The 25,714-nt window shown below is 55.6% G+C and carries 26 protein-coding genes; 19 read left to right on the plus strand and 7 right to left on the minus strand.

Annotated elements, in window-relative coordinates:
- The first annotated feature begins 5 nt into the window (after positions 1 to 5).
- The 14 genes from Q7C21_RS15365 to Q7C21_RS15430 all read left to right on the plus strand — a co-directional run bounded on the left by Q7C21_RS15365 (position 6) and on the right by Q7C21_RS15430 (position 11,863).
- A complete protein-coding gene (locus Q7C21_RS15365; RefSeq protein ID WP_003849950.1) occupies positions 6 to 569 on the plus strand; it encodes a hypothetical protein in 564 nt (187 codons plus the stop codon).
- Complete coding sequence (locus Q7C21_RS15370) at positions 566 to 1,885, plus strand: AMP-binding protein (RefSeq protein WP_078804263.1); 1,320 nt, start codon at positions 566 to 568, stop codon at positions 1,883 to 1,885. Before Q7C21_RS15365 ends, Q7C21_RS15370 begins: the two co-directional genes overlap by 4 nt.
- Positions 1,872 to 2,219, plus strand: a complete 348-nt coding sequence (locus tag Q7C21_RS15375) for a hydroxymyristoyl-ACP dehydratase (RefSeq protein WP_003849948.1) — start codon at positions 1,872 to 1,874, stop codon at positions 2,217 to 2,219. Before Q7C21_RS15370 ends, Q7C21_RS15375 begins: the two co-directional genes overlap by 14 nt.
- Positions 2,213 to 3,922, plus strand: a complete 1,710-nt coding sequence (locus Q7C21_RS15380) for a glycosyltransferase (protein ID WP_078804264.1) — start codon at positions 2,213 to 2,215, stop codon at positions 3,920 to 3,922. Before Q7C21_RS15375 ends, Q7C21_RS15380 begins: the two co-directional genes overlap by 7 nt.
- The gene (locus tag Q7C21_RS15385) at positions 3,915 to 4,328 is read left to right on the plus strand and encodes a thioesterase family protein (RefSeq protein WP_003849946.1); all 414 of its coding nucleotides are present in this window, start codon (positions 3,915 to 3,917) and stop codon (positions 4,326 to 4,328) included. The genes Q7C21_RS15380 and Q7C21_RS15385 overlap by 8 nt, the downstream gene beginning before the upstream one ends.
- Positions 4,322 to 4,930, plus strand: coding sequence for an outer membrane lipoprotein carrier protein LolA (locus Q7C21_RS15390; protein ID WP_003849945.1), 609 nt, complete (start codon positions 4,322 to 4,324; stop codon positions 4,928 to 4,930). The genes Q7C21_RS15385 and Q7C21_RS15390 overlap by 7 nt, the downstream gene beginning before the upstream one ends.
- Positions 4,917 to 7,223: an MMPL family transporter gene (locus Q7C21_RS15395; protein WP_375150864.1), complete on the plus strand. Its 2,307-nt coding sequence runs from the start codon at positions 4,917 to 4,919 to the stop codon at positions 7,221 to 7,223. The genes Q7C21_RS15390 and Q7C21_RS15395 overlap by 14 nt, the downstream gene beginning before the upstream one ends.
- On the plus strand, positions 7,220 to 7,792 hold the full coding sequence (locus tag Q7C21_RS15400; RefSeq protein WP_375150865.1) for a DUF3261 domain-containing protein: 573 nt from the start codon (positions 7,220 to 7,222) through the stop codon (positions 7,790 to 7,792). The genes Q7C21_RS15395 and Q7C21_RS15400 overlap by 4 nt, the downstream gene beginning before the upstream one ends.
- On the plus strand, positions 7,789 to 8,949 hold the full coding sequence (locus Q7C21_RS15405; protein ID WP_337027773.1) for a beta-ketoacyl-[acyl-carrier-protein] synthase family protein: 1,161 nt from the start codon (positions 7,789 to 7,791) through the stop codon (positions 8,947 to 8,949). The genes Q7C21_RS15400 and Q7C21_RS15405 overlap by 4 nt, the downstream gene beginning before the upstream one ends.
- Positions 8,939 to 9,415: a 3-hydroxy-fatty acyl-ACP dehydratase gene (locus Q7C21_RS15410; RefSeq protein WP_375150866.1), complete on the plus strand. Its 477-nt coding sequence runs from the start codon at positions 8,939 to 8,941 to the stop codon at positions 9,413 to 9,415. Before Q7C21_RS15405 ends, Q7C21_RS15410 begins: the two co-directional genes overlap by 11 nt.
- Positions 9,412 to 10,143, plus strand: coding sequence for a 3-ketoacyl-ACP reductase FabG2 (locus tag Q7C21_RS15415; RefSeq protein WP_003849940.1), 732 nt, complete (start codon positions 9,412 to 9,414; stop codon positions 10,141 to 10,143). The genes Q7C21_RS15410 and Q7C21_RS15415 overlap by 4 nt, the downstream gene beginning before the upstream one ends.
- Positions 10,140 to 11,375, plus strand: coding sequence for a beta-ketoacyl-ACP synthase (locus tag Q7C21_RS15420; RefSeq protein ID WP_008925911.1), 1,236 nt, complete (start codon positions 10,140 to 10,142; stop codon positions 11,373 to 11,375). Before Q7C21_RS15415 ends, Q7C21_RS15420 begins: the two co-directional genes overlap by 4 nt.
- A gap of 131 nt (positions 11,376 to 11,506) precedes the next feature.
- Positions 11,507 to 11,650, plus strand: coding sequence for a hypothetical protein (locus tag Q7C21_RS15425; RefSeq protein ID WP_003849938.1), 144 nt, complete (start codon positions 11,507 to 11,509; stop codon positions 11,648 to 11,650).
- Between the two features lie 39 nt (positions 11,651 to 11,689).
- Entirely contained in the window at positions 11,690 to 11,863 is a 174-nt protein-coding gene (locus tag Q7C21_RS15430) for a hypothetical protein (RefSeq protein WP_003849936.1), read from the plus strand.
- Here the strand turns inward: Q7C21_RS15430 and Q7C21_RS15435 are convergent, their stop codons facing one another.
- Positions 11,864 to 13,021 (minus strand): hypothetical protein, encoded by a 1,158-nt coding sequence (locus Q7C21_RS15435; protein ID WP_003849934.1) that lies wholly within the window; start codon positions 13,019 to 13,021, stop codon positions 11,864 to 11,866.
- Positions 13,022 to 13,177: 156 nt separating this feature from the next.
- On the opposite strand from Q7C21_RS15435, the gene Q7C21_RS15440 reads away from it, so the two are divergent.
- Positions 13,178 to 14,638, plus strand: coding sequence for a phospholipase D family protein (locus Q7C21_RS15440; RefSeq protein WP_003849932.1), 1,461 nt, complete (start codon positions 13,178 to 13,180; stop codon positions 14,636 to 14,638).
- Positions 14,639 to 14,933: 295 nt separating this feature from the next.
- Here the strand turns inward: Q7C21_RS15440 and mdoC are convergent, their stop codons facing one another.
- Complete coding sequence (gene mdoC, locus Q7C21_RS15445) at positions 14,934 to 16,067, minus strand: glucans biosynthesis protein MdoC (RefSeq protein ID WP_008925914.1); 1,134 nt, start codon at positions 16,065 to 16,067, stop codon at positions 14,934 to 14,936.
- A gap of 268 nt (positions 16,068 to 16,335) precedes the next feature.
- Between mdoC and Q7C21_RS15450 the strand changes: the two genes are divergently transcribed.
- The 3 genes from Q7C21_RS15450 to Q7C21_RS15460 all read left to right on the plus strand — a co-directional run bounded on the left by Q7C21_RS15450 (position 16,336) and on the right by Q7C21_RS15460 (position 20,785).
- Entirely contained in the window at positions 16,336 to 17,871 is a 1,536-nt protein-coding gene (locus Q7C21_RS15450) for a glucan biosynthesis protein G (protein WP_375150890.1), read from the plus strand.
- Positions 17,864 to 20,416, plus strand: coding sequence for a glucans biosynthesis glucosyltransferase MdoH (gene mdoH / locus Q7C21_RS15455; RefSeq protein WP_003849929.1), 2,553 nt, complete (start codon positions 17,864 to 17,866; stop codon positions 20,414 to 20,416). The genes Q7C21_RS15450 and mdoH overlap by 8 nt, the downstream gene beginning before the upstream one ends.
- Before the next feature lie 129 nt (positions 20,417 to 20,545).
- Positions 20,546 to 20,785, plus strand: a complete 240-nt coding sequence (locus tag Q7C21_RS15460) for a YceK/YidQ family lipoprotein (RefSeq protein WP_033743162.1) — start codon at positions 20,546 to 20,548, stop codon at positions 20,783 to 20,785.
- Here the strand turns inward: Q7C21_RS15460 and Q7C21_RS15465 are convergent.
- The 3 genes from Q7C21_RS15465 to Q7C21_RS15475 form a co-directional block, all read right to left on the minus strand.
- Positions 20,776 to 21,177 carry a MysB family protein gene (locus Q7C21_RS15465; protein WP_003849925.1) on the minus strand — a complete coding sequence of 134 codons (402 nt, stop codon included), beginning with the start codon at positions 21,175 to 21,177 and terminating at the stop codon, positions 20,776 to 20,778. The two genes, Q7C21_RS15460 and Q7C21_RS15465, sit on opposite strands and share 10 nt — an antisense overlap.
- A 131-nt stretch (positions 21,178 to 21,308) precedes the next feature.
- Positions 21,309 to 21,575 (minus strand): hypothetical protein, encoded by a 267-nt coding sequence (locus tag Q7C21_RS15470; protein WP_008925916.1) that lies wholly within the window; start codon positions 21,573 to 21,575, stop codon positions 21,309 to 21,311.
- Between the two features lie 536 nt (positions 21,576 to 22,111).
- Positions 22,112 to 23,035, minus strand: a complete 924-nt coding sequence (locus tag Q7C21_RS15475; RefSeq protein WP_110411566.1) for a Kdo(2)-lipid IV(A) acyltransferase — start codon at positions 23,033 to 23,035, stop codon at positions 22,112 to 22,114.
- A gap of 253 nt (positions 23,036 to 23,288) precedes the next feature.
- Here Q7C21_RS15475 and Q7C21_RS15480 point away from each other — a divergent pair, with 253 nt between their 5' ends.
- Complete coding sequence (locus tag Q7C21_RS15480; protein WP_003849918.1) at positions 23,289 to 24,338, plus strand: rhodanese-related sulfurtransferase; 1,050 nt, start codon at positions 23,289 to 23,291, stop codon at positions 24,336 to 24,338.
- Positions 24,339 to 24,377: 39 nt separating this feature from the next.
- On the opposite strand, the gene Q7C21_RS15485 is transcribed toward Q7C21_RS15480, so the two are convergent.
- Both Q7C21_RS15485 and Q7C21_RS15490 read right to left on the minus strand, forming a co-directional pair.
- Positions 24,378 to 24,953 (minus strand): YceI family protein, encoded by a 576-nt coding sequence (locus Q7C21_RS15485; protein ID WP_078804271.1) that lies wholly within the window; start codon positions 24,951 to 24,953, stop codon positions 24,378 to 24,380.
- A 1-nt stretch (position 24,954) separates the two neighbouring features.
- The gene (locus Q7C21_RS15490; RefSeq protein ID WP_003849915.1) at positions 24,955 to 25,530 is read right to left on the minus strand and encodes a cytochrome b; all 576 of its coding nucleotides are present in this window, start codon (positions 25,528 to 25,530) and stop codon (positions 24,955 to 24,957) included.
- Positions 25,531 to 25,714: the final 184 nt, after the last annotated feature.

Consider the following 25,714-nt stretch of genomic DNA (forward strand, 5'->3'; position numbering starts at 1 on the left):
CCGTCGTGCCTGCTGCTACGCTTCGCCTGCTCAATCTGCTTACGCTGCTGGCCTGGCCCTTGCTGGTCTGGCTGGCACTGACCCAGCCGCGCTGGCAGGGACTCTTCTGGCTGCTGGCGCTGCTGTTTGGCCTGCGCTGGCTGCAACTGCGTCGTCAGCAGAACGCGCTGGGCGCGGTCATGGGCTGGCTGGCGCTGCTCGGCGCGCTGCTCTGTATCAGCAGCCAGCTGTTACGCGCTCAGCATCTGTTGCTGTGGTATCCGGTGGCGGTCAATCTGGCGATGCTGCTGGTGTTCGGTGCTTCACTCTGGAGCGCGATGCCGCTGGTGGAGCGTATTGCCCGGCTGCGTGAGCCAGAACTTCCTGCCGCCGCAGTGCCTTACACCCGTCGCGTCACGCAGATCTGGTGCCTGTTTTTTATCGGCAATGGCAGCATGGCGTTCTATACCTGTCTGCAGGGCGATCTGCGGCTCTGGACGCTGTGGAACGGTGGCATCAGCTACCTGTTGATCGGCGTGCTGATGGGCGCTGAGTGGCTGGTTCGTCAGCGTGTGAGGCGAAAAGCATGAGCGTGGCCGAGTGGCTGACAGGCGCCGATCGTGAAGTCGCCTGGCGAGGCGATCAACCCTTGATGCTCGGCGCGATGCGTCGTCAGGTGCAGGCACTTAGCCTGCGCTTAGCGGCACAGCCGGGCACGCACTGGGGGCTCTGTTTTGACGACAGTTATCGTTTCTGTGTGGCGCTGCTGGCCTGCTGGTATGCCAGTAAAACGCCGGTGATGCCGGGTCATAGCCGCGCCGCGCTACTGAATGAGATGCAGGAGCAGCTTGATGGGGTGCTGTGCGACATGCCGCTGGCGGTCAGCCTGCCGCTGCTGACGTGGGATGAGGCAGAAGCCCAGGGCCAGCTGCCACCACTGCCTGCGAGCTCAGCGCTGATACTCTTTACCTCGGGGTCCACCGGCGCACCGCGTCAGGTGGTGAAGTCACTGACGGTGATGGAGCAGGAGAGCCGCTGGCTCAGCGCTCTGTGGGGCGAACAGCTGCAAGGCTGCAGGGTGATTGCCTCGGTCAGCCATCAGCATCTTTACGGTTTATCGTTCCGACTTTTCCTGCCAATGACGCTCAGGCTGCCGTTTTCCGCTCAGCCGCTGTTCTACGGCGAGCAGCTGGCCCAGCTGCCGCGCGACTGTCGCTATGCTTTTATCAGCAGCCCGGCTTTTTTATCGCGGCTGGACAGTACGCTCGACGCGCCCGGCTGTGAACTGATTGTCTCTGCCGGTGGCACCCTGCGCGGGCCGGATGCAGAACAGGTCTGGCAGCGCTTTGGCTGCCCGGTCAGTGAAATCTACGGTAGCACCGAAACCGGCATTCTGGCCTGGCGTCAGTGCGATCGGGCCGATGCCCCGTGGCGAAGTTTTTCTGGCGTCAGGCTTGAGCAGGTGACGCCCGAACGCTGGCAGGTCTGGTCGCCGCTGATTGCGGGTGATAACGGCCTTGCGCTGGACGACCGCCTGAATATGCAGCCCGATGGCGGATTTCAGCTGGCAGGACGTCACGATCGCATCGTGAAAATTGGAGACAAGCGCATCTCATTAAGTGAGATAGAGCGCCGACTGACCGATCTGCCGGAAATTGACGATGCCGTGGCGCTGGTGGTCACGCGTCATGATCGTCAGGCAATTGGCGTCGTGCTGTCGCTCACCAGCACGCTGGATGAAGCGGCTCTGCACCAGCACAGACAGCAATGGAAACGCCAGCTGCAGTGCTGGCTGGAACCGCTGGCGATGCCGCGCTACTGGCGGATTGTTGCCACCATTCCGGTTACCCCCCAAAGTAAACGCGCCTGGCCGCAAATAGAGGAACTTTTTCATGTTGCCGATTGAACGAAGCCGGGAGTTGCAGGCTGACAGCGCCACGCTGATTCTGCAGGTTGAAGCCGGACTGTTCTGGTTCCAGGGCCACTTTCAGACGCTGCCTATTCTGCCTGGCGTGGCTCAACTGGACTGGGTGATGCACTACGGCGTGTCACTGCTCGCGCCGGGTAAGCAGTTTGCCGCCATTGAAAACATCAAATTTCAGCAGCCGGTGCTGCCTGACTCACTTCTGCAACTGCGTCTTGACTGGGATGCTGAAAAGTCGCGCCTGAGTTTCCGTTACAGCCTGCTCAGTCACGACGGCGAGCCGAGCGCCAGCATCGGGAAGATCACGCTGTGCTAACCCTGCCGTTTACGCCTTGCGTAGTGATCCCGTGTTACAACCATGGTGCGATGATGGCATCGGTACTGGCCCGGCTGGCACCGTTTAATCTGCCGGTTATCGTCGTGGATGATGGCAGCGACACGGCGACTCAGCTTCAGCTGGCGACGCTGTACGCCGCAGAGCTCACTGTGCTGCGACTCGACAGCAATCAGGGTAAAGGTGCGGCGGTGATTCATGGTCTGCGCGCTGCGGCGGCACGCGGATTCACCCATGCCGTGCAGCTTGATGCGGACGGTCAGCATCAGGCAGAAGATCTGCCGCTGATGCTGGCGGAAGCTGAGCGCTATCCCGACGCGCTGATCTCCGGACAGCCGATTTATGACGATTCGATCCCTAAATCACGTCTTTATGGTCGCTATATCACACACTTCTGGGTCTGGATTGAAACGCTGTCGCTGTCGATCCGCGACAGCATGTGCGGTTTTCGTGTCTATCCGCTGGCCCCCACGCTGGCGTTGTGCGATCGCCGTGCCATCGGCCAGCGCATGGATTTCGATACTGAGATCATGGTGCGGCTCTACTGGAAGGGCATACGCAGTCGCTTTATCCCGACCCGCGTCACCTATCCCGCCAGCGGGCTGTCGCACTTCGATGCGCTCTATGACAATCTGCGCATCTCCTGGATGCATACCCGTCTGTTCTTCGGCATGCTGCCGCGGATCCCGCGTCTGCTGGCGATGCGTAACGCGCCAGCACACTGGTCTGTGGAAACGGAGCGGCGCGGACAGTGGGGATTACGTTTTATGCTGGCGGTGTATCGCTATGGCGGGCGGCTGCCCTTTACGCTGCTGCTCTGGCCGGTCGTCGCGGTCTACTGGCTGAGCGGTCAGCGCGCGCGAAGCGCTTCACGGCAATGGCTGGCGCAGGTCACCGTCGCCGCACAGCAGCGGCAGGTTGCATTACCGCCGCGGCTTAACAGCTACCGCCATTTTCTGCGCTTCGCCGGGGCGATGCTGGATAAAGTCGCCAGCTGGCGCGGGGATTTGCATTGGGGACGGGATATCGATTTCGCGCCGGGCGCAGAAGCGATAATCCGCGCACCCACACCCCAGGGCAAGCTGATCCTGGCCTCCCATCTTGGCGACATTGAAGCCTGTCGCGCGATGGCGCAGCAGGTCAGCGGACTGGTGATTAATGCACTGGTGTTTACCGACAATGCCCGGCGCTTTCGGGCGGTACTGGAAACTATCGCCCCGCAGGCGGGGGTCAATCTGATGCCGGTCAGTGATATCGGGCCGGAGACAGCAATCCTGCTGCAACAGAAGCTGGATGCGGGCGAATGGGTGGCGATTGTCGGGGATCGTACGGCGGTCAATCCGCAACGCGGCGGCGAGCGTCGGGTCATCTGGAGCGATTTTCTGGGTCGGGCAGCACCGTTTCCACAGGGGCCGTTTGTGCTGGCGGCTGCGTTACGCTGTCCGGTGCTGCTCATGTTTGCCCTGCGGCAACAGGGTAAACTGCTTATCCACTGTGAGCCGTTTGCCGATCCGCTGCTGCTGCCCCGTGCACAACGTCAGCAGGCGCTGCAACAGGCGGTCGATCGCTATGCGCAACGGCTGGCGCATTATGCGCTGCTGGCCCCGCTGGACTGGTTCAACTTTTTCGATTTCTGGACGTTGCCTGATCACCAGGCGCACCACAAGGAGTCTGACCATGACTGAACATCATGCTGAAGTCGTGCTGACTGTTTCATTCCACGACTGTGATCCCATGGGTGTGGTCTGGCACGGTAACTATTTCCGCTTCTTCGAAGTGGCACGCGAAGCCCTGCTGCGCAGCATCAATTACAGTTATGCCGAGATGGCTGCCAGTGGCTACGTCTGGCCGGTGGTCGATACCCGGGTTAAATATCGCCATCCCCTGCGCTGTGAAGAGACGATTCGCGTCAGTGCCCGGATTACAGAATATGAGAACCGCCTGCGCATCGACTATGAGGTGCGAAACGCGGCCGATCAGATCACCACTAAAGCGCATACGCTGCAGGTTGCGGTTGAGCAGGAGAGTCAGGCGCTGTGCTTTGTTTCGCCCGATATTTTACTGGAACGTTTAGGAGTAAAAGGATGCTGAAAATAGTGCTTACCGGCCTGCTATTGTGGGCCAGTGCGGCCAGCGCAGTCACACTGGATCAGCTGCAGCAGCGTTTTGCCAGCCAGCCAGTGATCCGGGCCGACTTTACCCAGACGCGCACCATTTCAGGTATGCGTCAGCCGCTGGTGTCGCACGGTCAAATGCTGATCGCCCGTGAGCAGGGGTTATGGTGGCATCAGCAGACGCCGTTTGTGATGACACTGCTGCTGGATGATAAGCGCATGGTGCAAAGCCTTAACGGCCAGAAGCCCCAGGTGATCACCGCTGACAGCAATCCGCAGATGTTCCAGTTCAATCATTTGCTGCGGGCGCTGTTCCAGGCTGACCAGAAGGTCCTTAACGAAAATTTCAGCGTGGCCTTCAGCGATCGTGGCAACGGCGCCTGGACGCTGGACCTGACGCCCAAAGCTGCGCCGCTCAACAAAATCTTCAACCGTATCTCGCTGGCGGGTAATACCTTCCTGGACAGCATCAACCTGGATGATAAGCAGGGCGATAAAACCGAGATTCAGCTCAGTAACACCCGCATTGAACCGCCGCAGTTAAGCGACGAGGAGCAGGCACGTTTTGCCGGGCCGTAACGATCGGCTGCTGGCGATCCTGTGGCTGGCCATCTGTCTGCTGCTGGCGGCGGCGCTCGCTTTTCTGTTGCCGCGCAGCCAGCTCAACAGCAGCGTGCTGGCTTTGCTGCCGCAACAGAATCTGGGCGCAGCACCGCCTGCGCTACAGCAGGCTTTTATGCAGCGGCTGGATCGCCAGATGGTGTGGCTGGTTTCACCCGGTGAGCAGGACGATCCGCAGGTCGCTGCCTGGTGGCTGGCGCAGTTGCGTGCGCTGCCTGACCTGAAGCTTGTGCAGGGCGATCTTGATGCACAGCAGCAGCAGCAGTGGGGCCGTTTCGCCTGGCAACACCGCAATGGTCTGCTTGATGAGTCGACACGCAGCCGCTTGCAGAACGGGGGTGAGGCGCAGGCAGACTGGCTGCTGGCGCAGCTTTTTTCAGCCTTCTCGGGCGTCAGCAGCAGAGAGTTGCAGGGCGATCCTTTGATGCTGGTGCGCGGTTCACAGCTGGCGCTGGCTCAGAATGCCGGACGTATGACGCTGCATGATGGCTGGCTGACCGTAAAAGACGAGCAGGGTAAGCAGTGGTATTTTCTGCATGGCGAACTGGCGAACAATGCTTTCAGTATGCAGCAGAGCCATGCGCTGGTGACCCGGCTTAGCGCGCTGGAGCAGCAGCTTAAAAGCCGCTGGCCGCAGGCGAAACTGCTGACACGGGGTACTGTCCTGTTCAGCGACAACGCCAGCCAGCGTGCGCAGCACGATGTTAAAACCCTGGGGAGTGTAACGCTGGGTGGCGTCGTCCTGCTGGTGCTGCTGGTCTTCCGATCACTGCGTCCATTGCTGCTGACGGTGACGTCTGTGGCGGTAGGCGCGATGGCAGGCACAGTGGTGACGCTGCTTTGCTTCGGTGAGCTGCATCTGATGACGCTGGTGATGAGTCTGAGTATTGTCGGCATCTCGGCGGATTACACGCTCTATTATCTCACTGAGCGTATGGTTCACGGCGAACAGCAGTCACCGTGGCAGAGCCTGCGCAAAGTCCGCGGTACGCTGCTACTGGCGCTTGCGACCACCGCGATTGCCTGGCTGCTGATGCTGCTCGCGCCCTTTCCCGGACTGCGTCAGCTGGCGGTGTTTGCCGCCAGCGGATTAACCGCATCCTGTCTGACGGTAATTCTGATCACGCCGTGGCTGGTACGTGGATTACCGGTGCGTCCGGTGCCGCTGATGGTGCCGCTGGCGTGCTGGCTTGCCGCCTGGCGTCGCCAGCGCGGGTTGCGTGTCGGATTACCTGTATTGATGGCCATCTTCGCCCTGACCGGAATCGCTCAGTTAAAGGTAGATGATGACATCGCGCATCTGCAAAGTGCCCCCGCACAGCTGCTTGAACAGGATCGCCAGCTCGCTACTCTGACCGGCCAGCGTGCCGATCAGACCTGGTTTGTGGTCTGGGGCGATGATGCTCAGCAGACGCTGCAGCGGCTGGAAAAACTGGCACCGGATCTCCATCAGGCACAGCAGCAGGGCTGGCTGCAACATTATCGTCTGCTGCCGCTGAAGTCGCTGGCGCAGCAACAGCAGGATCTGCAGCTGCTGAAACAGGCCGTTCCGACGATTACGGCCCGCCTGCAGCAGGCGGGAATTGCCCTTGCCGCGCCGGATCTGACGCCAATGCCGGTAACACCCGATGCCTGGCTGTCGGGTCCGCTGAGTGAGGGCTGGCGTCTGCTGTGGCTGACGCTGCCGGACGGGCAGAGCGGTGTTCTGATCCCCACCAGCGGCGTAAAAAATAGCGCCGCACTCGCAGAGCTGGCTAAGCAGCATCCTGGCGTCAGCTGGATCGATCGCAAGGCGAGTTACGATGCGCTGTTCAGTTTCTGGCGTACCCTGCTTGGCGGATTACTGGCACTGGCGCTGCTGCTGATCACCCTGAGTTTTGTACTGCGCCTGGGATTAAAGGCGGGCTTACGCAGCGCGCTGCCGTCGGTGCTGTCGCTGGCGATGGCGCTGGCAACGCTGGGCTGGATCGGCGCATCGCTGAACCTGTTTGCGCTGCTGGCGCTGATTCTGGTGCTGGGGATCGGCATTAACTACACGCTCTTTTTCAGCAATCCACAGGGTACACCAATGACTTCGTTGCTGGCGGTATCGCTGGCGATGATCACCACCTTACTGACGCTGGGCATGCTGGTATTCAGCAGCACCAGCGCGATTGCCAGTTTTGGCACCGTATTATGCAGCGGCATCTTCAGCGCTTTCCTGCTGTCACCGCTGGCGATGCGACCCACCCGATCAAGGAGTAAACGATGATCCGCGCCGCCTGTATTCTGCTGACGGCTCTGCTGCTCAGCGCCTGTGCCGGACCGGCACCCGACAGCAGCCGTCCCACCGCCTGGCTGAAACCGGGCGTGAAGGTGACGCTGCCGCCGCCAGGCATCCGTCCCGCCTTTCAACAGCAGCAGTTGCTGACCGGCCAGTTTAAAGGCCAGAGTCAGTCACTGCTGGTGCTGCTCAGTGCTGATGAACAGCAAATTGATCTGGCGGGGCTCTCTTCGGTGGGTATTCGACTCTTCAGTCTGCGCTATGATGCCAGCGGTATTCATACCCAGCAGTTGATGCCGCTGCCACAGATGCCGCCCGCGAGTCAGGTTCTGGCAGACATCATGCTCAGCTACTGGCCGCTGGATGCCTGGCAAAAACAGCTGCCGCCAGGCTGGAAGCTGCAGGATAAGGGATTAAAGCGACGGCTGATCGATGCCGATAACCAGCTGGTAACGGAGATTGATTATCTGCAACGGGGTAATCAGCGCCAGCCAGTCAGCATTCGGCAGCATGCCTTTGGCTATCAGATCCGCATTCAACATCTGGACGCCTCATGATTTATATCTCTGCTATCGGCATGCTGAATGCCCTGGGAAATGACAGCCAGCAGATCGCGGCCAGCCTGAAAAAAGGTGAGGCACCCGGTATGCAGTTGCGTCATGGCTGGCTGAGCGGTGATCGCGCCTGTTGGCTTGGCAGAGTTGAAGGTGAGCTGCCAGCGATTCCTGCTGTCCTTAGCGCGCATAACACCCGCAACAACCAGCTGCTGCTGGCCGCGCTGATACAAATCCGTCCGACGCTTGATGCGGCGATTGCACGCTATGGCGCCAGCAGAGTGGCAATTGTACTGGGGACCAGCACCTCGGGGGTGGATGAGGGGGATCAGCAGATTTGCGGCGGCCAGCCCGATTATCACTACCAGATGCAGGAGCTTGGCGATCCGTCACGTTTTCTGGCGCACTACCTGCAGCTCGATGGCCCGGCCTATACCATTTCCACCGCCTGCTCTTCCAGCGCCCGCGCCATTATCAGTGGTGAGCGGCTGATCGCGGCAGGGCTGGCGGATGTCGCGCTGGTGGGCGGTGCAGACTCGCTGAGTCGGATGCCGATCAACGGTTTCGACAGTCTGGAATCGCTCTCTGAGCGTCGCTGCGCGCCGTTCAGCTGCGAGCGTGACGGTATCTCGATTGGCGAAGGAGCCGCGCTGATGTTGCTGACGCGGGAACCGCAGCCGCTGGCGCTGTTGGGTGCGGGTGAATCTTCCGACGCCTGGCACATGTCTGCGCCCCATCCTCAGGGCGAAGGCGCTGAACGGGCGATGCGAATGGCGCTGCAACAGGCGAATCTGTTGCCGCAGCAGGTGGGTTATATCAATCTGCATGGCACAGCCACGCCGCTGAACGATCAGATGGAAGCCGCCGTGATTCATCGTTTGTTTGGCAATGCGGTGCCATGCAGCTCAACCAAACATCTGACCGGCCATACGCTCGGCGCGGCGGGCGTGTGCGAAGCTGCGCTCAGCGCGTTGATCCTGCAGAACAATCTGCCGCTGCCTGCGCAGGATTTTAGCGCGGCGGCGCAGGATGAGACGCTGCCGGATTGCGGATTGCTGTTACAGCCACAGGCGCTGCAACGGCCGGTCATCGCCTCTAATTCATTCGCCTTTGGTGGCAACAACACCTGCCTGATTCTGGGACGCCTTGATGGACATTAATTCTCCCGCGGCACTCTGGCTGCCGCATGCTGCACCGATGCTGCTGCTTGATCAGCTGATTGCCGTTGATGATGAGCACGTTCACTGTCAGGTATCGACCTGTGCCGATGGCATACTGGCGCCATTTCTGACGCCACAGGGCGAACTGCCTGCCTGGTTTGGCGTCGAGATGATGGCTCAAACCGTAGGCGTCTGGTCGGGCTGGCATGCAAAGCAGGGTGGCGCAACCCTTATCCCGCCCGGCATGCTGCTGGGTGGACGCGGCTGGCGGGCAGAACAGCCGTACTTTCCCGCGAACGTCACTCTGGATATCAGAATGACGTTGCTGATGCGCGATGACCGTATGGGCAGCTTTGAGGGCGATATTTGTTACGGCCCGCAACGGCTTGCCAGCGGTCGTCTCAACACCTGGCAACCCAATGAAACAGAGTTAAAGCAATTAATGTCACAAGGAAATCAGCCATGACAAAGTCGGTATTAGTCACGGGCGCCAGTAAAGGCATTGGCCGCGCGATTGCGCTGCGTCTCGCCCAGGATGGCTATCAGGTTATCGTTCATTTTAACCGCGACCGCGCGGGGGCTGAGCAGTGCCTGCAGCAGATCGAATCTGCAGGCGGCAGTGGTCGTGTGCTGGGATTTGATGTGGCTGACCGGGCAGCCACCCGTGCCGCGCTGGAAGCGGATATTGCGCAACACGGGGCCTACTATGGCGTGGTGAGCAATGCTGGCATCACCCGTGATGCAGCGTTTCCCGCCCTGACGGATGAGGAGTGGGACAGTGTCATCCACACCAACCTCGACAGTTTTTACAACGTTATCCAGCCCTGCGTGATGCCGATGATCGGCCTGCGCCGCGGTGGTCGCATTATTACCCTCTCTTCGGTCTCCGGGATGATGGGCAATCGCGGTCAGGTCAACTACAGCGCGGCGAAAGCGGGCATTATCGGGGCCACCAAGGCGCTGGCGATTGAACTGGCTAAACGCAAAATCACCGTTAACTGCATCGCGCCCGGTCTGATTGATACCGGCATGGAGGGGCTCGAACCTCAGGTGATTGAAGAAGCGATGAAGATCGTGCCGATGAAGCGCATGGGCACGGCCGACGAAGTCGCCGGACTGGCGAGCTATCTGATGTCCGATATCGCCGGTTACGTAACGCGTCAGGTGATTTCAATTAATGGAGGCATGCTGTGATCCAGCGGGTAGTCGTAACCGGTATGGGCGGCGTAACGGCCTTTGGTGAATCCTGGGCTGAGGTTTCGGCGCGTATTCGTGCCGGGCGCAACGCGGTACGCTTTATGCCGGAGTGGCAGATCTATGACGGACTGCATACCCTGCTCGGCGCGCCCGTGGATAACTTTGAACTGCCTGCGCATTATACCCGCAAGCGTATCCGCGCCATGGGCCGCGTTTCGCTGCTGGCAACGCGTGCCACCGAACTGGCGCTGACCCAGGCAGGGCTGATTGACCATCCGGTGCTGACCTGCGGAGAGACGGGCATCGCCTACGGCTCCTCTACCGGCAGCACCGGGCCGGTCAGCGAGTTCGCCACCATGCTGACCGAAAAGCACACCAACAATATTACCGGCACGACGTACGTGCAGATGATGCCGCATACCACCGCCGTGAATGCCGGGCTCTTTTTCGGCCTGCGCGGCCGGGTGATCCCGACCTCCAGCGCCTGTACGTCAGGCAGCCAGGCTATTGGCTATGCCTGGGAGGCGATTCGTCATGGATATCAGACGGTGATGGTGGCGGGTGGTGCGGAGGAGCTCTGTCCGTCGGAAGCGGCGGTGTTCGATACCCTCTTTGCAACCAGCCAGCGCAATGACGCGCCACACACCACGCCAGCGCCTTTTGATCAGCAACGCGATGGCCTGGTGATAGGCGAAGGGGCCGGCACGTTGATCCTGGAGTCGCTGGATCATGCCCTGGCGCGTGGTGCCACAATTTATGCTGAAATCACGGGCTTCCACACCAACTGCGATGCCGCCCATATCACGCAGCCGCAGCGGGAAACCATGCAGATCTGCATTGAGCGGGCATTGCAGAGCGCCGGTATTACCGCATCAGAAGTCGGTTATGTGAATGCGCACGGCACGGCCACTGAGCGGGGTGATATGGCAGAAAGTCTGGCGACGGCAGCGGTGTTTGGCGAGTCAACGCCGATCTCCTCTCTGAAATCCTATTTTGGCCATACGCTGGGTGCCTGCGGGGCGCTGGAAGCCTGGATGAGCATTGAGATGATGCGGGAAGGGTGGTTTGCGCCCACGCTTAACCTGACGCAACCGGCCGCTGATGGCGGTCAGCTGGATTACATCATGGGTGAGCCGCGAGAGATTGAAACCGACTATATCCAGAGCAACAATTTTGCCTTTGGTGGCATTAACACATCTCTGATCTTCAGACGCTGGCGCGGCGTCTGATATCCGGTCCGTGCGGTACTGACACGGGCCAGTTTATTTTCCGAACGAAAAAACCGGACGATAAACAACCTTTCATTTACACTGTCACTCACCGCATTACGCCCTGCGGCCCTATTTTCCACAGGATAGTTATGTCTTTGCCCTTGCCACCCGACGATCACGATGAGCCAATTCGCCAGTCACTTGACGATGCGCACTTTGCGATAGTGGTGCTTGCGGTGACCTCGGTAACGCTTATAATCTTTGTCCTGATAGTTACGCTCTGGATGAGCTGACACGCCCAGGGATTCGTCGGATGGCATAAGGAGAAGGCGATGGACTCCGGAGATGACAAATTAATCGCAATTATCGGTTTGCTGGCGGCCTGCCTGATCGGGGTCACTTTCCTGTTTACCATGGTCTGGCTGACCGACGTTCGTCATCCTGCCGATCCCTCTCTTGATGTTCGCTCCTGTTACCCGAAGAACCATCCTTCTCAGCATGCCTGATTATGCGTTACGAGTGGTGAACTTAATCTGCTGACTGCGCAGAACCAGCGCCAGCGCTTCATGCAGCTTGCGGTTGCCATTAGGATCAGCTAATCCCAGCAGCGGACCGGGTGAACGCCGGTCGTCAGCCCAGGCGGGATACTCCACCACCGGATAGAGCGAAATGCCCTCCACTGCAATGCCGTGATCCAGCGCTACCGCCACGTTTTCACTGATCTCCTGCAGCCAGGGGGCGCGCGCGTCACCCTCTGCGCCGGTTTCGGCAATTAACATCGGGCGCTGGTAGCGTTGCCAGCACTGCGCCAGCAAAATGTGCAGTGGAGTTCGTGCCGGATCCTCCAGTGACATCGGCTGGTCGGGGAAAAACCAGTGGTTATCGGGATAGTAGTTCAGGCCCAGGATATCCAGGCAATCTTCACTGCCGCCTAACTCTTTATCAACGCGACCGGCCAGCATATCCCAGGCCTCGAACTGCGCCTGATGCTGCGCATCCGCGTAAGGTTTGCTGTCTGGATTATCGGGATGATGGGCAATCTGTACCAGCGGATCGGTCAGCACAAAACGTGCTTCCGGATAGACTTCGCGAATGGCGTGAATCGCTGCCAGCGAGGCACGGACCAGCTGTCGCTTCAGTTCTTTACCGCGATTAGCGGCATGGGGATTGAACCAGGCCACATCGGCTCCAGCCCATGACCAGAATGAAATTTGATTTACCGGCGTAAAGAAGGGGCGTTCGATGCCCTGATCGTGCATCAGTTGTGCCATCGCACGGGCGAAACGACTAAAATGCTCAACGAATTCGGCTTTCCAGATATTAAGATGATCGGGATAACCAAAGTGCGCCAGCTCCCAGATGATCTCCATCTGCTGACGCTGTGAAGCTTCTATCATCGGCAGAAAACTTTGCCAGTCATACTGGCCGGGGATCTTTTCAATCAGATGCCAGCGTGCACCGTCACGGGCGGTGAGCAGATGCTGTTCAGTCAGGGCAGCATAATCTTTTTCCAGCAGCATATCGTGGCCACTGCTGAAAACCATATCCAGCCGTTTGCCCGGGGTACGGCAGGCGGTAGAGCAGGGAAAACTGCCCTGGAAAAAGCTGCGAAACAGGCTGGGATGGTAGCGCTGGCGGGCATCTGTAAGGGATTGATGAGACATATTCCTCTCCTGCCGGGTTAATGCCGGTCACAGATCGTCCGGTTAAGTCTAGACTAAAAAACGCCCATAACTGCCCACGCATTCGGAACAGAGGTATGGTGTCAGAGGGCGGGCCGGGGAATAATAAAAAATAACTGCATTTTACAGGGAATTGTCATGACCGAAGCGTTTGAGCTCTCCCAGTCATCGGAACGTACCAGCTGGCTGGAAACGCAGCTGGAGCCAGAGTGTCAGCGTCATCCGGGAATGAGCGGTGTCCATCAGCTGAGCGACGGGCTGGATGCCTTTGCCGCACGCTATCTGCTGATGCAAAAAGCGGAACGTTCACTCGATATTCAGTACTACATCTGGCAAAACGATCTGTCGGGACGGTTGCTGTTCAGCGCGGTGCTGGAGGCGGCCCGTCGTGGCGTGAAAGTGCGGCTGCTGCTGGATGACAACAATACGCCGGGCCTGGACGATACGCTCGCCCAGCTTAATCGCCATCCCAACATTGAAGTGCGGCTGTTTAATCCCTTCTCGTTTCGTACCCTGCGCGCACTGGGATATCTCACTGACTTTACCCGTCTGAATCGCCGCATGCACAACAAGAGCTTTACCGTGGACGGTGTCACGACTGTGGTCGGCGGGCGTAATATTGGCGACGAATATTTCGGCACCGGCAATGAACCGTTGTTTGCCGATCTGGACGTGATGGCGATAGGCCCGGTGGTGAAAGAAGTCGCAGAGGATTTTGAGCGTTACTGGCGCAGTAAGCCGGTATCAAAGCTGCAGCAGGTGCTGGATGAAGAGGAATCCGAAGAGGACAGTGTGAGCCTGCCAGCAGAATGGCGTCACAGTGAACCGGTACAGCGTTACCTTCAGCGGCTGGAAAATTCGTCACTGCTACAGGAGCTGGAAGAGGGCACGCTGGACCTGACCTGGGCGAAAGCGCGACTGCTCAGTGATGATCCGCGTAAAGGACTGGGTAAAGCACGCGCCAGAAGCCTGCTGCCGCAGCGGATGATGGAGGTGATTGGTACGCCGCAGGAGCAGTTCGACATCATCTCTGCCTATTTTGTGCCGACACGCGCTGGCGTCGCTCAGTTGCTGGCGCTGAAGCGCAAAGGGGTAAAAATTGCCATTCTGACCAACTCGCTGGCGGCCAACGATGTCTCAATTGTCCATGCCGGCTATGCTAAGTGGCGCAAAAAACTGCTGCGTCACGGCATCGCGCTCTATGAACTTAAACCACAGGCGGGCGTGCCTGATGCCCCGCACGACCGGGGATTAACCGGTAACTCGGGCTCCAGCCTGCATGCCAAAACCTTTTCGGTAGATCAACAGACGCTGTTTATCGGTTCGTTTAACTTCGATCCGCGTTCTGCCGTGTTGAATACCGAGATGGGGCTGGTCATTGAGAGTGCGGCGCTGGCCGCAGAGACGCATCAGCGTTTCAGCCACTCGATGCGCGATCGGGCATGGACGCTGCGGCTGGATAAGTGGGGAAGGGTTAACTGGCTGGAGTATCCGGATGAGCCGCAGCAGATTGTGCATAAACACGAACCGGGTTGCTCGTGGTGGCAACGTCTTCAGGTAAGGCTGGTGTGGCGACTGCCGATTGAGTGGCTGCTGTAAACAGGACCTTGCCTGGGTACAGGGCTGGCTCAGGAAGCATACGCCCTCCGCAAAGGCGCAAAACCCGCCATCCATGGCTCGCTCAGCGCGGGCGATTACGCACCTCATCTCTGAGGTGCGCCCGTTGCCGGGCCAACGCGTTGCGTTGTTCAAAAACGCTCCCGACGTTTGTGTCCCTGGCCCGCTATGCTTTGCTACGTGTGTATGCTCCCATCGCTTTAAACGCTTAAGCGGTCTGTGAGACACATCGTTTATAGCCTGACCTCACTGATGGCCTGAGATCAGTGATCGCCTGTCATTGTGCTTGTTTACGCTCAAATTTCCCCGAGAACAGGAAACGCAGCAGCGGGATGCGCAGGTGAATCTCATACAGCAGAAACGCGATGCCAAACACCATCAGCAGGCCCACAAAGAAGCCCAGCGTGTTGTTTTCAATCCGTGGTGTGACATAAATACCATACAAGAGCGTCAGCGGATGGTGCACCAGATAGATAAACAGCGACGCATTCACCAGATACATGATGCGTGGCGAATGCGAATTCAGCAGCTTATGACCAAAGCAGAAGCAGACGTTCAGCATGCAGAGACCCATCAGCGTGGTGATAATCGCATCCAGCTCATATAACCAGCCATCGCCGCTGCTGAGACGCTGATTTGTGCAGTAGGCAACAAACATCACCACCGCGCCGATCCACATCACCGGATTAAACCGCACAAACAACTGCTTCAGCGGCGGATGTTTCCATGCCAGCGCCCCCAGCATAAAGAACGGCAGATAGAAAAGCGTTTGCATAACCACAATGCTGAATAAGCCATCCATCAGCCAGGCTGGCTGGAATATAAACACCAGACGGCGGAACACACACCACACCAGCGCCCATGTCAGTACACCCGCGGTCAACGCTCCCCAGCCCACCCGCGTATAATCAATGGTGCGGTGCTGATCGCGCAACCAGCGGAACGTGACCATGCCGAGCGTGGTCAGCATCACCAGCACCACCAGGAACCACAGGTGTGAAATCAGCTCCCACATCAGGTTATTGAATTTCTGGTACGGCGTGAATCGCGGCCAGTCAGCCAGCTTATCTGTCCAGGCCTTCAGCATGAAAAATTGCGGCAGCGTGAGCAGCGGAACAGCGGTGAGTAGCGGAATCCCCACACGCTCCAGACGCACTTTCAGGAAGCGACGTGGCTGATAGCGCAGATACAACATATAGGAGAAGTATCCTGAAATGACAAAAAACACCTGCATACGAAATGCATGAATAAAGTCATTCAGCAGCGTCAGCCATAACGAGGCCTCATGACTGTTGACGGCCCATTTTTGCGCGGAGTAAATGAGGGAAACATGAAAAGGTACCCCCAGTAACATCAGATACGCGCGTATGGAATCAAGAAAGTATTCACGTTCAGGTTTTACAGTACTCATAAAGTTCCAGTTCGTTAGTACGTATGGCCGGTTTCACCCTGAAACCGGATTATGTTCTGTGAAAAGTCTACCTGGGATAAACCAGGTATACTATCAGTGGAATCCGTAGTGTCTAATTGTCCTAAAAGTAGCGTTAACCCAGACGAAATGCGGGAACAATGTTGCGCATAAGCTGTCGGAAAACCGAATAATCCTTTAAGATAAACGGGTTTGATTTAAGCACACGAAAGGGGGGGATGTGCCGACTAAAGAAAAAAATAAAGCCGGACTGATGAAGGTACGCTGGATTGGTACTGCAGTTCTGCTGGCGTTGTACGCCAATAACAGTTGGGCGTTTAACATCGATGATGTAGCCAAACAAGCCAAAGCGTTGGCAGGGAAAAGCTTTGAAGCGCCTAAAAGCAATTTACCCTCTCAATTTCGTGAAATGAAATTTGCTGATTATCAGCAGATCCAGTTTAACCACGATAAAGCGTATTGGGGCAAACTGCGCACGCCATTCAAGCTGGAGTTCTATCATCAGGGCATGTATTTCGATACCCCGGTGCAGATCAACGAAGTGACGGGCAGCGCGGTACGCGAGATTAAATACAACCCCGACTATTTTAATTTCGGTAACGTAAAACATGACGCAGAAGCGGTAAAAAACCTCGGATTTGCGGGTTTTAAAGTGCTTTACCCACTCAACAACAAGGGTAAAAACGATGAGATCGCCAGCTTCCTGGGTGCAAGCTACTTCCGTGTGATCGGTGCTGGCCAGGTTTATGGCCTGTCGGCGCGTGGCCTTGCCATCGATACGGCGTTGCCATCCGGTGAAGAGTTCCCGCGTTTCAAAGAATTCTGGATTCAGCGTCCTAAACCGCAGGACAAGCAGCTGGTGATCTACGCACTGCTTGATTCGCCGCGTGCGGCGGGCGCGTATCGCTTTGTGCTGCATCCGGGTGAAGCGTCAACGGTTGATGTGCAGTCTAAAGTTTACCTGCGTGATAACGTCGGCAAACTGGGGATCGCACCACTGACCAGTATGTTCCTGTTTGGTCAGAACCAGCCGTCGACGGTGAACAACTTCCGTCCGGCACTGCACGACTCTGATGGACTCTCTATCCATAATGGCAACGGAGAGTGGATTTGGCGTCCGCTGAATAACCCGCGTCATCTGGCGGTGAGCACGTTCACCATTGAGAATCCGAAAGGTTTTGGTCTGCTGCAACGTGGGCGTGACTTTGACAACTACCAGGATCTGGACGACCGCTATGACCTGCGTCCAAGCGGCTGGGTTGAGCCAATCGGCGACTGGGGTAAAGGCCGGGTTGAACTGGTTGAAATCCCGACGGCAGATGAAACCAACGACAACATCGTTGCTTTCTGGACGCCAGAGACGCTGCCAGAGCCTGGTAAAGAGATGAACTTCAAATATCGTCTGCACTTCTCGCGCGACGAAAACCAGCTGCACTCCGATGATACCGCCTGGGTCAAAAATACCCTGCGTTCAGCGGGTGACGTGAAGCAATCTAATCTGGTGCGTCAGCCTGATGGCACCGTGGCTTTCACCATCGACTTCGTGGGTAAAGACATGAGTAAGATGTCGGAAAACAGTCAGGTGGCACCTCAGGTCAGCGTCGGTAAAAATGCTGATGTGGTTGAGCAGAGCGTACGTTATAACCCGGTCACCAAAGGCTGGCGTCTGGTGTTGCGTCTGCGTGTGAAAGATGCCAAACAGTCCACGGAAATGCGTGCGGCCCTGGTAAGCGGCGACAAGACATTGACGGAAACCTGGAGCTATCAGTTACCTGCCAATGAATAAATCGACTTTTACACCTCAACGTTATGTGGAATCTCTGCCGCTGGATGCGGCAGGGAAGGCACGCCTGAGCGTCTCCTTGCAGAATGCCGGCGAGTTCCACTTCATCCATGATGCGCTGGGAAGGGATGTCGCAGCCAGTGATCGTCCGGATGATGCGCCGTTAAAATCGGTCTCATCGCGGGTTGAAATGGCCTGGCCTGATTCATTGGCCGACGGTCAGCAGTTGGGCAAAGATTATCTCGACCGCACCACGCTGAAAGCGATGCCGAAGGTCAAACGCTCACTGATGTTCCCGGAAGCGTGGCGGACCAACCCGGTCGCCCGTGCCTGGGACTCACTGCGTGGACACAAATCGGTTCCGCGTTATGCCAATGCGGAAGAGCGTCGTGCCGAAGAGAAGTGGCGTCATGTCGGTTCAATTCGTCGCTACATCCTGCTGATCCTGACCATATTTCAGACGGTGGTCGCCACCTGGTACATGAAGAGTATTCTGCCTTATCAGGGCTGGACGCTTCTGGATCCGATGGAGATGATCAATCAGAACTGGCAGCAGTCAGTGATGCAGATTCTGCCTTACTTATTGCAGACCGGTATCCTGTTCCTGTTCGCCATACTCTTCTGCTGGGTCTCTGCTGGCTTCTGGACAGCACTGATGGGCTTCCTGCAGCTGCTGATTGGACGTGACAAATACAGTATCTCTTATTCAACGGTCGGAGATGAGCCGCTAAATCCGGAACATCGTACTGCGCTGATTATGCCGATCTGTAATGAAGACGTTGAGCGTGTTTACGCCGGTCTGCGTGCGACATGGGAATCCGTGGTTCGCACCGGTAACGCTGAACACTTTGACGTTTACATCCTCAGCGACAGTTACGATGCGGATATCGCCATTGCCGAGCAGAAAGCCTGGATGGAACTGGTGCGGGATGTTGGCGGCGCAGGCAAGATTTTCTATCGCCGTCGTCGTCGTCGTGTGAAGCGTAAAAGCGGCAACATCGATGACTTCTGCCGTCGCTGGGGCAGCAACTATAGCTACATGGTCGTGCTGGATGCGGATAGCGTCATGAGCGGTGAGTGTCTCACCGGTCTGGTACGCATGATGGATGCTAACCCGAATGCCGGGATCATCCAGTCGTCGCCGAAAGCATCGGGTATGGATACGCTGTATGCGCGCTGTCAGCAATTTGCCACCCGTGTATACGGTCCGCTCTTTACGGCCGGTCTTCACTTCTGGCAACTGGGCGAGTCTCACTACTGGGGTCACAACGCCATTATTCGCGTAAAACCCTTTATTGAGCACTGTGCACTGGCTCCGTTACCGGGCGAGGGCTCTTTTGCCGGTTCGATCATGTCGCATGACTTTGTGGAAGCTGCGCTGATGCGTCGTGCTGGCTGGGGCGTCTGGATTGCCTATGACCTGCCGGGATCCTATGAAGAGCTGCCACCGAACCTGCTGGATGAGCTGAAGCGTGACCGCCGCTGGTGTCACGGTAACCTGATGAACTTCCGCCTGTTCCTGGTAAAAGGGATGCACCCGGTCCACCGTGCGGTATTCCTGACCGGTGTGATGTCCTACCTGTCTGCTCCGCTGTGGTTTATGTTCCTGGCGCTTTCAACTGCCTTGCAGGTGGTGCATACGCTGATGGAACCGACCTACTTCCTGCAGCCACGGCAGCTGTTCCCGGTCTGGCCGCAGTGGCGTCCCGAGCTGGCAATAGCGTTGTTCTCGACCACCATGGTGCTGTTGTTCCTGCCGAAGATGCTGAGTGTGGTGTTGATCTGGTTCAAAGGGTCAAAAGCCTACGGAGGTCCTCTGCGCCTGCTGGCTTCACTGGTGCTGGAAACGCTGTTCTCAGTGCTGCTGGCGCCGGTACGTATGCTGTTCCATACGGTGTTTGTTGTCAGTGCCTTCCTCGGCTGGGAAGTGGTGTGGAACTCTCCGCAACGTGATGACGATGCGACGCCGTGGAGCGAGGCATTTAAACGTCACGGTTCGCAGATGGCATTGGGTCTGGTGTGGGCAACGGGTATGGGACTGCTGGATCTTAACTTCCTGTGGTGGCTGGCCCCGATTGTCTTCTCGCTGATTCTGTCTCCGTTTGTTTCTGTGATGTCGAGCCGCTCAACACTGGGTCTTAAGAGCAAGAAAGCCAAATTGTTCCTGATCCCGGAAGAGTACTCGCCGCCGCAGGAGCTGGTGGATACCGATCGTTATGTGCTGCTAAACCGCGAACGTGCGCTGGAAAATGGCTTTATGCATGCCCTGTTCCATCCTGCGTTTAACGCACTCGCAACGGCACTGGCGACATCGCGCCATAAGCAGAGTCAGCTGCTGGACTATGCACGTGACCGTCGTGTGGATCAGGCACTGAGCGATGCACCGGATAAACTGGGCCGCGAGCAGCGACTGCAGTTAATCAGCGATCCGGTGGTACTGGCCCGTGTTCATACCCGACTGTGGGAAAATGCGGATAAGTATCATCAGTGGGTAGAGAGTTATCAGAAACTTAACCTCAACCCTAACGCGCTGGCAAAAAACGCGTAATCTGAAAAGCGGCAGCGATGCCGCTTTTTTTATGGGATTAAAACAGCGATACGCTGATAAATTGTTTGCTGGCAGTCACCGTGAGCAGCGCGTGACGTTTTCAATGGCAGTTCATAGCGGGTATCAGTGGTGAAAGCATTTTTAAAGGCAGGCGTTGTTGTAGCTGCGGTGCTTTGCTTAAGCGGATGTGGCAGTATCATCAGTCGCACCCTGCCGGGACAGGGACACGGCAATCAGTATTATCCCGGCGTACAGTGGGATGTACGCGACAGCGGCTGGCGAGTCTTAACGATCCTCGATTTGCCACTGTCGCTGGTGGTTGACACCCTGTTGTTACCGGTGGATGCCAGTCACGGTCCTTACGAATAACTGCGATCGGAGTCGCTGTTATCATCTTCCCACTCTTGCGCGGCGGCTTCACCCTCTTCGGTGTCCAGCGGCGGCTCAAGCTGGAATTCGCCGTCATCCCATTCGTGCAGGGTATTTTCTGCTAACCACTCCTGGCGCAGTTCAACTTCGTCAAAGTCAGCATCAAAGATGGCCTGTGCGGCGTCACCGCTGCGGAAGGGCAGGCATTCCCCCGCTTCACCTTCATCGGTCAGGAACTCAGCCTGCCACATAATATCGCCATCCTGCATGACATACTTTTGCAGGCCAAACTGACTGATCGATGCTTCTTCTTCATCCACCTCAGGATTGTTAGCGAGGTACTCTTCACGTGCAGCATCAATCGCTTCCTCTAACGTACTGTACATGCTCATCAATCTTCTCCTTACCGGGTTCATTAACTGCAGATTCATTTGATTTCAGTGAAGGATAGACGAAATTCAGGGGAGGGAAAGGGCGGGTCAGTGCAACTGGCGGGAAATAAACCATTTCCCGCCAGTCAGGGTCAGATCATCTTTTGTGGAAAGTGCAGAACGGGTTGAACAGAGTCATGAATCACCGGCGCTGAGTAGCGGATACAGCATTTTATACAGGGCTTAACTTTCTTAAAATTAATTCTGGCGATGGAAAGCGCCTGGCTCAGGTTATATAAAGTGCCAATGAAGATGACTTCATCTTTATCTGGCATTCGCTTACACCCTTTACGATGAAGGAAATGATAATTTTCCTGATCGGTACCAATTGTGACGTAATAGTAGAGACCTTTGTTCATATAATATGTCCCGATAGAGGTTTGCTGTGTTGTCTTTTTATAATTTTTGTCAGAGCGGTTAAAGATCTGACTGTCACGAAAGAAACTACCGATTAGCTTTAACTTCTTCAAATGCCATAACGGTCTATCAGGCTGTTAAAAAAATGTAAAAAGGAATATAGGTCAAATTAACAAGGCAAAAGCTTGTAATATAAGTTAATTTTAATCGATCCATTAGCCAGAATACATCGTTAAGCCTGGCTAAATAGGATTAGGCCTGGTTTGAAAGTTAATTAGCACCAGATATTATTAAATACAGTACGCTGAAAATTAATGACTAAAAGAAAATCAGGCAGAATAGCGCCTGTTAGTAAGGTTTTTGATTATAAAATCGAATTTTAAATAGATAAATAAACTATTTTGAACTTCATGGTTGATTAATTAACGGTCCTGAAAATTCGATGAAACGATGATCCCGCCACGAGCGACTGATTTATTCAGCAGAGCATAGAGTAAGAAAAGCGCTAAATGCCAGAAAGACATTTAGCGCGAAAGGATTAATAACGGGAGGGTTCGCCTTCGGGGCGGGTTTTAAAGCGACGATGAAGCCACATATACTGTTCCGGTGCCAGCAACACGCCTTCTTCAACCACTTTGTTCATTCTGGCAGCGGTGACAATATCGCTCTCCAGCGTAAATTCGTCGCTGATGTCAGGCAGTATCATCAGTTCATAACCACGACCACCAGGCAGACGACGCGGCACAAAGGGAATAACCGCCGGTTTACCAGTACGAATCAGCAAATGGGTGCCCACCGTGGTTGCCGCTTTTTCCACAGCAAAGAAGGGCGCAAAAACGCTGCTGCGTGGGCCATAATCATGGTCGGGTGCGTACCAGATAATGTCGCCGTTTTTCAGCGCGCGAATCATTCCTTTAAGATCTTTGCGGTCAATCATACTTTTATTTGAACGCATCCGGCCTTTAACCTGCAGCCAGTCGATCAATTTGTTGTCATTAGGGCGATAGACGCCAATGCCTGGATTATGGATACCAAACATGCGCGCCCCAATTTCCAGTGTCAGAAAGTGCATGCCAATAAGCAGGACACCACGCTGACTATCCCGCGCCTGCTGAATATGCTCCAGACCTGAAGGCTTATGCCATTTATTGATGCGCCAGTCAGGCCAGAACCATGCCATACCGGTCTCGATCAATCCCATGCCAACCGATTCGAAATTGTGTTTTACCATCGCTTCACGTTCATTGATCGGCATTTCCGGAAAACATAATTCCAGATTACGTCGGGCGACACTGACGCGGTGCTTCATAAAACGCATCCCGATACGACCAATATTGCAGCCGAGAACATAAAGCAGGGGATAGGGAAGTAGCACCAAAAGATAAAGAAAAGCGACACCCACCCAGGTCAACCAATAGCGCGGGTGAAGCAGTTCTCGTGAAAACTGAGGCAACTGGGTCATATGAAGGTTAATTTTCCTGCGTCGCGCACCGTGCGGTGCTGATATCTCATTAATTTCTGCCATTGTGCCAGTTTTTATCGGGCGTATAAATATCACTGACGGAACAGGCTACTGCAGGCGGATGTAAACTCTCCAGATATTGGCGGAAAAAACAGCACAAGATGATCGGTTCTTACACTGGCCTTTGCATCCTGCTGAAATCAGGTATCATGTGCCCGCTAAAATTCTCCTATTGATAACAGGAAAGAACACCATGCCAGTGTTACATAACCTCGTTTCCAATAAAGAGCTGAAGGCGCGCATGCTGGCTGAAACTGAGCCGCGCACCACTGTCTCTTTTTACAAATATTTCCAGATTGCCGATCCAAAAGCATTCCGTGATGCGCTCTACGTTGGCCTGACAGCACTCAAGGTGTTTGGCCGCGTCTATGTCGCGCACGAAGGTATTAATGCGCAGATCAGCGTGCCCGCCAGTCAATATGAAAAGATGAAAGCGTGGCTCTATAGCTTTGATCCGGCGCTGAATAATCTGCGTATGAATATTGCCCTGGACGATGATGGAAAATCGTTCTGGGTGCTGCGTCTGAAAGTGCGTGATCGCATTGTTGCAGACGGTATTGAAGACAGCAGTTTCGATGCCAGCAATGTGGGTCAGTATCTTAAAGCAGCAGACGTTAACGCGATGCTGGACGATCCTGACGCGCTGTTCGTGGATATGCGAAACCACTACGAATATGAAGTGGGGCGTTTTGATAATGCGCTGGAAGTGCCTGCTGACACCTTCCGCGATCAATTGCCGATGGCGGTTGATATGCTGCAGGATCAGAAAGACAAAAAGATCGTAATGTACTGCACCGGCGGGATCCGCTGTGAAAAAGCCAGCGCCTGGATGCGGCACAACGGCTTTGAGGATGTCTATCACATTGAAGGCGGGATCATCGAGTATGCCCGCCGCGCGCGTGAGCAGGGGTTACCGGTACGCTTCAAAGGCAAAAACTTTGTCTTTGATGAGCGGATGGGTGAACGTATTTCTGACGACGTGCTGTCGAACTGTCATCAGTGCGGCGAACCCTGTGATACCCACGTCAATTGCGTCAATGACGGCTGTCATCTGCTGTTTATTCAGTGCAAAAGCTGCGCAGAGAAGTTTGAGAACTGCTGCAGCCCAATCTGTCAGGAAGAAGCAAAACTCTCTCCGGAAGAGCAGCGCGCTCGCCGGGCGGGACGTGAGAATGGCAATAAGATCTTTAACAAGTCACGTGGCCTGTTAAATATGACTATTCCTTCGCCAGTGAAGAAATAAACGTGGCCGCCTGAAGTGAGCTTCAGGCGGCGTGTTGTTTTACTGACGTACACCTTCAACTGAGATCATCAGCTGCACCTTCTGCGAAGCGGGCCCCAGATCTTTAGTGATGTTGAAATCTTTCAGTGCAATTTCCCCTTCGGCCTCAAAGCCAGCGCGGTAACCGCCCCACGGATCTTTACCTTCACCCAGCATTTTCGCCTCCAGCGTCACCGGTTTCGTCACGCCATTCAGCGTCAGATTGCCGGTAATCTTCAGCTCATCACCCTCTTTTTTTACCTCTGTGGATGTAAACGTGGCCTGCGGGTTTTTACTGGTGTTCAGGAAGTCAGCGCTGCGCAGGTGCTTGTCACGTTCAGCGTGATTGGTATCGACGCTGCTGGTGTTAATGGTGACGTCGACTTTGTCTGCTGCAGGGTTCTTCTCATCAAAAGTGAAGCTGCCATCGAAATCTTTAAAGGTGCCGTAGAGCCAGCTGTAACCCAGATGCTGAATACGGAACTGAATAAACGCGTGCTGGCCCTCTTTATCGATTTTATAGTCTGCAGCATTGGCGGTCATCGAACTGAGCAGCAGGCTGGCACCGGTCATCGCCAGCAGAGTCTTTTTGAACATATTATTTATCCTTTTCAGAGGGAGAAGGGATGCGTAAACCTGACATCCGTTTTAGGGTGATATCACGATCGATAAAATGATGTTTTAACGCAGCCAGACCATGCAGTACCGAGAGGATCACAACCGTCCAGGCCAGCCAGAGGTGAATGTCGCCCGCCAGGTCAGCCTGCGCGCCTGCACCGCTGAACAGCGCAGGCAGGGTAAACCAGCTAAATACAGATATCGGTTTGCCATCGGCGGTTGAGATCAGATAGCCACTGATTAAAATGGTCAGCAGCAGGGTGTACAGCAAAAGGTGCGCAACCATTGAACTGATACGCACCAGCGGGGAATAACTGCTCAGCGGTTTTGGCGGCGGCGAAATAACACGCCACACCAGACGAACAATCAACGCCAGCAGCAGCATCACGCCAATGCTTTTATGAATTTCCGGCGCGTCGTGATACCAGCTATCGTAGTAGCCCAGGCCGACCATCCATAACCCCAGCGCAAACATGGCATAAATCGCCAGCGCCATACACCAGTGCAGCAGCACGGCAATCAGTCCAAACTGATGAGATGAATTGCGTAATAACATGATGTCGTTTCAAAAAAGAAATAATATGAAATAAGAATCTACATTATGAAATATAAAAGCAATTGCCCTTACGTTTCTATAAATTTTATTTTTTAATATGAAATGGCTGAATAAAAGGAGGTGAAGATGCGCAATATTTCTGAATGAGTTATTTGTGGCAAAGGGCTCGTCAACGAATAAGGCG

The organism is Pantoea sp. ANP04, from assembly GCF_041982285.1.
In the GTDB taxonomy this organism is placed as follows: domain Bacteria; phylum Pseudomonadota; class Gammaproteobacteria; order Enterobacterales; family Enterobacteriaceae; genus Pantoea; species Pantoea eucalypti.

Excerpts from the sequence above, each read along its gene's own strand:
- Q7C21_RS15400 (WP_375150865.1), top strand. The coding sequence starts at position 7,220 with ATGATCCGCGCCGCCTGTATTCTGCTGACGGCTCTGCTGCTCAGCGCC.
- Q7C21_RS15390 (WP_003849945.1), top strand. The coding sequence starts at position 4,322 with ATGCTGAAAATAGTGCTTACCGGCCTGCTATTGTGGGCCAGTGCGGCC.
- Q7C21_RS15370 (WP_078804263.1), top strand. The coding sequence starts at position 566 with ATGAGCGTGGCCGAGTGGCTGACAGGCGCCGATCGTGAAGTCGCCTGG.
- Q7C21_RS15435 (WP_003849934.1), bottom strand. The coding sequence starts at position 13,021 with ATGTCTCATCAATCCCTTACAGATGCCCGCCAGCGCTACCATCCCAGC.
- Q7C21_RS15385 (WP_003849946.1), top strand. The coding sequence starts at position 3,915 with ATGACTGAACATCATGCTGAAGTCGTGCTGACTGTTTCATTCCACGAC.
- mdoC (WP_008925914.1), bottom strand. The coding sequence starts at position 16,067 with ATGAGTACTGTAAAACCTGAACGTGAATACTTTCTTGATTCCATACGC.
- Q7C21_RS15375 (WP_003849948.1), top strand. The coding sequence starts at position 1,872 with ATGTTGCCGATTGAACGAAGCCGGGAGTTGCAGGCTGACAGCGCCACG.
- mdoH (WP_003849929.1), top strand. The coding sequence starts at position 17,864 with ATGAATAAATCGACTTTTACACCTCAACGTTATGTGGAATCTCTGCCG.
- Q7C21_RS15405 (WP_337027773.1), top strand. The coding sequence starts at position 7,789 with ATGATTTATATCTCTGCTATCGGCATGCTGAATGCCCTGGGAAATGAC.
- Q7C21_RS15410 (WP_375150866.1), top strand. The coding sequence starts at position 8,939 with ATGGACATTAATTCTCCCGCGGCACTCTGGCTGCCGCATGCTGCACCG.
- Q7C21_RS15425 (WP_003849938.1), top strand. The coding sequence starts at position 11,507 with ATGTCTTTGCCCTTGCCACCCGACGATCACGATGAGCCAATTCGCCAG.
- Q7C21_RS15415 (WP_003849940.1), top strand. The coding sequence starts at position 9,412 with ATGACAAAGTCGGTATTAGTCACGGGCGCCAGTAAAGGCATTGGCCGC.
- Q7C21_RS15470 (WP_008925916.1), bottom strand. The coding sequence starts at position 21,575 with ATGAACAAAGGTCTCTACTATTACGTCACAATTGGTACCGATCAGGAA.
- Q7C21_RS15440 (WP_003849932.1), top strand. The coding sequence starts at position 13,178 with ATGACCGAAGCGTTTGAGCTCTCCCAGTCATCGGAACGTACCAGCTGG.
- Q7C21_RS15465 (WP_003849925.1), bottom strand. The coding sequence starts at position 21,177 with ATGAGCATGTACAGTACGTTAGAGGAAGCGATTGATGCTGCACGTGAA.
- Q7C21_RS15490 (WP_003849915.1), bottom strand. The coding sequence starts at position 25,530 with ATGTTATTACGCAATTCATCTCATCAGTTTGGACTGATTGCCGTGCTG.
- Q7C21_RS15475 (WP_110411566.1), bottom strand. The coding sequence starts at position 23,035 with ATGACCCAGTTGCCTCAGTTTTCACGAGAACTGCTTCACCCGCGCTAT.
- Q7C21_RS15430 (WP_003849936.1), top strand. The coding sequence starts at position 11,690 with ATGGACTCCGGAGATGACAAATTAATCGCAATTATCGGTTTGCTGGCG.
- Q7C21_RS15485 (WP_078804271.1), bottom strand. The coding sequence starts at position 24,953 with ATGTTCAAAAAGACTCTGCTGGCGATGACCGGTGCCAGCCTGCTGCTC.
- Q7C21_RS15480 (WP_003849918.1), top strand. The coding sequence starts at position 23,289 with ATGCCAGTGTTACATAACCTCGTTTCCAATAAAGAGCTGAAGGCGCGC.